This window comes from Neobacillus drentensis (genome assembly GCF_036962765.1).
In the GTDB taxonomy this organism is placed as follows: Bacteria; Bacillota; Bacilli; order Bacillales; family Cytobacillaceae; genus Neobacillus; species Neobacillus drentensis_C.
Genome location: NZ_JBALOS010000092.1, coordinates 1 through 2,854, shown reverse-complemented (window position 1 = coordinate 2,854; position 2,854 = coordinate 1). Strand labels below are relative to the sequence as shown.

At 31.9% G+C, this 2,854-nt stretch carries 3 protein-coding genes; 2 read left to right on the top strand and 1 reads right to left on the bottom strand.

Features of this window, described 5'->3' with window-relative positions; genetic code table 11:
• The first annotated feature begins 152 nt into the window (after positions 1-152).
• Together V7137_RS13095 and V7137_RS13090 are read left to right on the top strand one after the other, a co-directional pair.
• The gene (locus V7137_RS13095; RefSeq protein WP_335698496.1) at positions 153-731 is read left to right on the top strand and encodes a polyhydroxyalkanoate biosynthesis repressor PhaR; all 579 of its coding nucleotides are present in this window, start codon (positions 153-155) and stop codon (positions 729-731) included.
• 23 nt (positions 732-754) lie between these two features.
• Positions 755-1,816: an alpha/beta fold hydrolase gene (locus V7137_RS13090; RefSeq protein WP_335698495.1), complete on the top strand. Its 1,062-nt coding sequence runs from the start codon at positions 755-757 to the stop codon at positions 1,814-1,816.
• 79 nt (positions 1,817-1,895) lie between these two features.
• On the opposite strand, the gene V7137_RS13085 is transcribed toward V7137_RS13090, so the two are convergent.
• Positions 1,896-2,684, bottom strand: a complete 789-nt coding sequence (locus tag V7137_RS13085; RefSeq protein ID WP_335698494.1) for an alpha/beta fold hydrolase — start codon at positions 2,682-2,684, stop codon at positions 1,896-1,898.
• Positions 2,685-2,854 lie beyond the last annotated feature (170 nt).

The window sequence follows — 2,854 nt, the reverse complement described above, 5'->3', positions numbered from 1 at the left end:
CAAAGATACAGCATCTATCATTCAAACGAATCAAAACAAATTCCTTAAAATAATAGTAAAACAAGTTAGAAACGTATTTCTACCTTTTAATAGATATATTGAACAATCAAACGAAATAACCAAATAAGAACCAAAAACTAGGAGGCCAACTAATGACAAATCAGAAATCATTTGATCCGTATGAACTGTTTAATAAATTTAGTAGTCAATTGGAAAAACAAGTAAATGATCTTTTTATGACAAATACAAATAATCCTAGGTTTACTCGGTTATTACAAAAATCTACAGAGACTTCTGCAATGTATAAAGAAATGTTTAAGAAAAGTCAGGAACTTTTAGGAAATCAGTTACATTTACCTAATAAAGATGATGTCGCAAACGTGGCGAAATTAGCTTTACAAACGGAAGAAAAACTTGATTCACTTGAAGAACAAATTTGGACACTAAATGACTCTGTTTCCGCTACAAATAAAGAAATTGAAAGTATTGTAGGAGTTTCTAGTGACATTATTAAACTAACAAAACAGTTAAAAACTGAGTTATCGAAAACGAAATTAGAATTAGCTGCTACAAAAGAGCTGCATTCTGAACTAAAAGTAATTAAAAATGAGTTAGCTGAAGTTAAAGGCTTAAAAGAAGAAATTTCGATTCTTTTACAAATTATGAGTGAAAAAAATATAGATAAAAAAGATAAAGAAGAAAGTGAACTAGCATCATCACCATCTAAATGATCAGACAATAAGGAGGAAAAATTTTGGCAAGAGCTACCCTTTACCATAACGTAATTCCAGCCTTAGATATAGAAAAAGAAATGAATCGTTGGAATAGAGTGATAAATATTACGAATCAACCAAAGCTCAGTGTTAATCAGACTCCGAAACATGAGGTGTGGAAAAAAAATAAAGCGTCTTTATGGGTTTATCCCGCAGTTGAAAAGAAATATGATGTTCCAATCTTTTTAATAAACTCGTTAGTGAATCGAGCTTATTGTTTTGATTTTACGCCTGGTGCAAGTGTTATTGAAAATTTGGTAAACGCTGGATATGATGTCTATTTATTAGATTGGGGATTTCCTGGATACGAAGATAAAGATACCAATTTAGAAGATTATATTGATGATTATTTAAGAAAAGGTGTCCAGCGTGCACTACGACATTCGGGTGCTGAATCCATTTCTTTAGTTGGATACTGTCTGGGTGGAATACTTGCAGCTGTTTATGCTTCCATTGCAGAAGAATCTATAAGAAATCTTGTATTAGTGACACCTCCAATTGATTGGGATGTTAATACGTTTATTCCTGACAAATGGTTGGAGGGGATAAAAAATGGAACCCTTAATTTAGACAGATTTATAGATAGTTATGGAATTATTCCTAAATTTTATCAAGAACAGATGTTTAAAGCTGTGAATTCACCAATCAGCTATACACCATATATAAACCTGCTAAATCATGCAGATGACAAACGTTTCGTAGAAAAATGGTGTACTATGAATAATTATTTAACTGATACAGTTCCTTTTACAAGAGGAGCATATAAACAATTAGTAAATGATTTTATTAAAGACAATAAGCTTGTTAAAGGTGAGTTTGCTGTTCATGGAAAAAAAGTAGATTTTAGGAATATTAAAGAGAATTTATTGGTACTCTCCTCAAAATACGATACTTTAGTTCATCAAGAGCAAAGCAGACCCATCATGGAATTGGTTTCTAGTGAAGATAAAACGTTTCAGGAAGTTAAAGCTGGTCACCTTAATATCGCATTAACTGGCAAACTTGGTGTTGAATTAGATAAATGGTTATGTCATCGTTCATAGATTAAATCTATGACCAAATCTTAACCCTACAAATAGAAAACCTGAAAAAAAGGAGGGGGGTGAACCTCCTCCTCCTTCTTTAACTCACTTTCGATACATTGGTGTGCTTCATTAAAAATTGGAGCAATTTTTGATTGAATTCCGCTGCCGATTCAAGCTTAGCGATATGTCCTGCTCTATTTAATATTGCGAATTCAGAATTTGGGATTTGTTTGTGCATATAGATGGGAATCCAAAGTGGGATTAATAAATCATATCTAGCGGCAATCACAAGTGTGGGAATTTGAATTTTCGATAAGAAAAAGCGGTAATCAACCTCTCCAAGGGCATCTATTGCTTTAAACATGCCTTCTTTATTGGGTTTTAAAGTTTTTTCTAAATCTTGGAAATTTTCCTTATTCCATGAATAAAAACAACTTCTTTCTACAATAATTTTTCTTTGCTCTGCAGAAAGTATAGATGATCGTGCTTTAAATAATTTACCAACAATTTTGCCAATACCATCAAAAAAATATGGGGTAGTACATGCAAAAACTAATGATTTACATCTCTCGGGAGCTTGAAGATACATTTCTTGAGCTACAACTCCCCCCATTGAAAATCCACAAATGTGTGCGCTTTCAATATTTAGGAAATCAAGTAAACCTAGTACGTCACTTGCATAATTTTTAATTGAAATTCCTTCCAATAGGGTATTACTGCCATGTCCTCTAAAATCAGGAATAATCAGATCATACTGTTTCGCCAATTCAAATTGTTTGAACCAACCTTCTTTACATTCTGAGAGTCCGTGAAGAAGAACTAATGGTTCCCCACTTCCCATTCTTAAGAATGGCATCTTGATTAGACTAACAACTGCTTCATTCATACTTATTACCTCCTAAATTTGATATGTTTGATTTTATTGCCATTTTGCAAAAATCTTAAACATTGTTTAATCAGAGGAGTAAAATTTTAATAAGTATTTAAGCCATTGATGTAAAATTACATATATATGTTAAAAACATATATTAAGGATATTATATATGAAGGTAATAT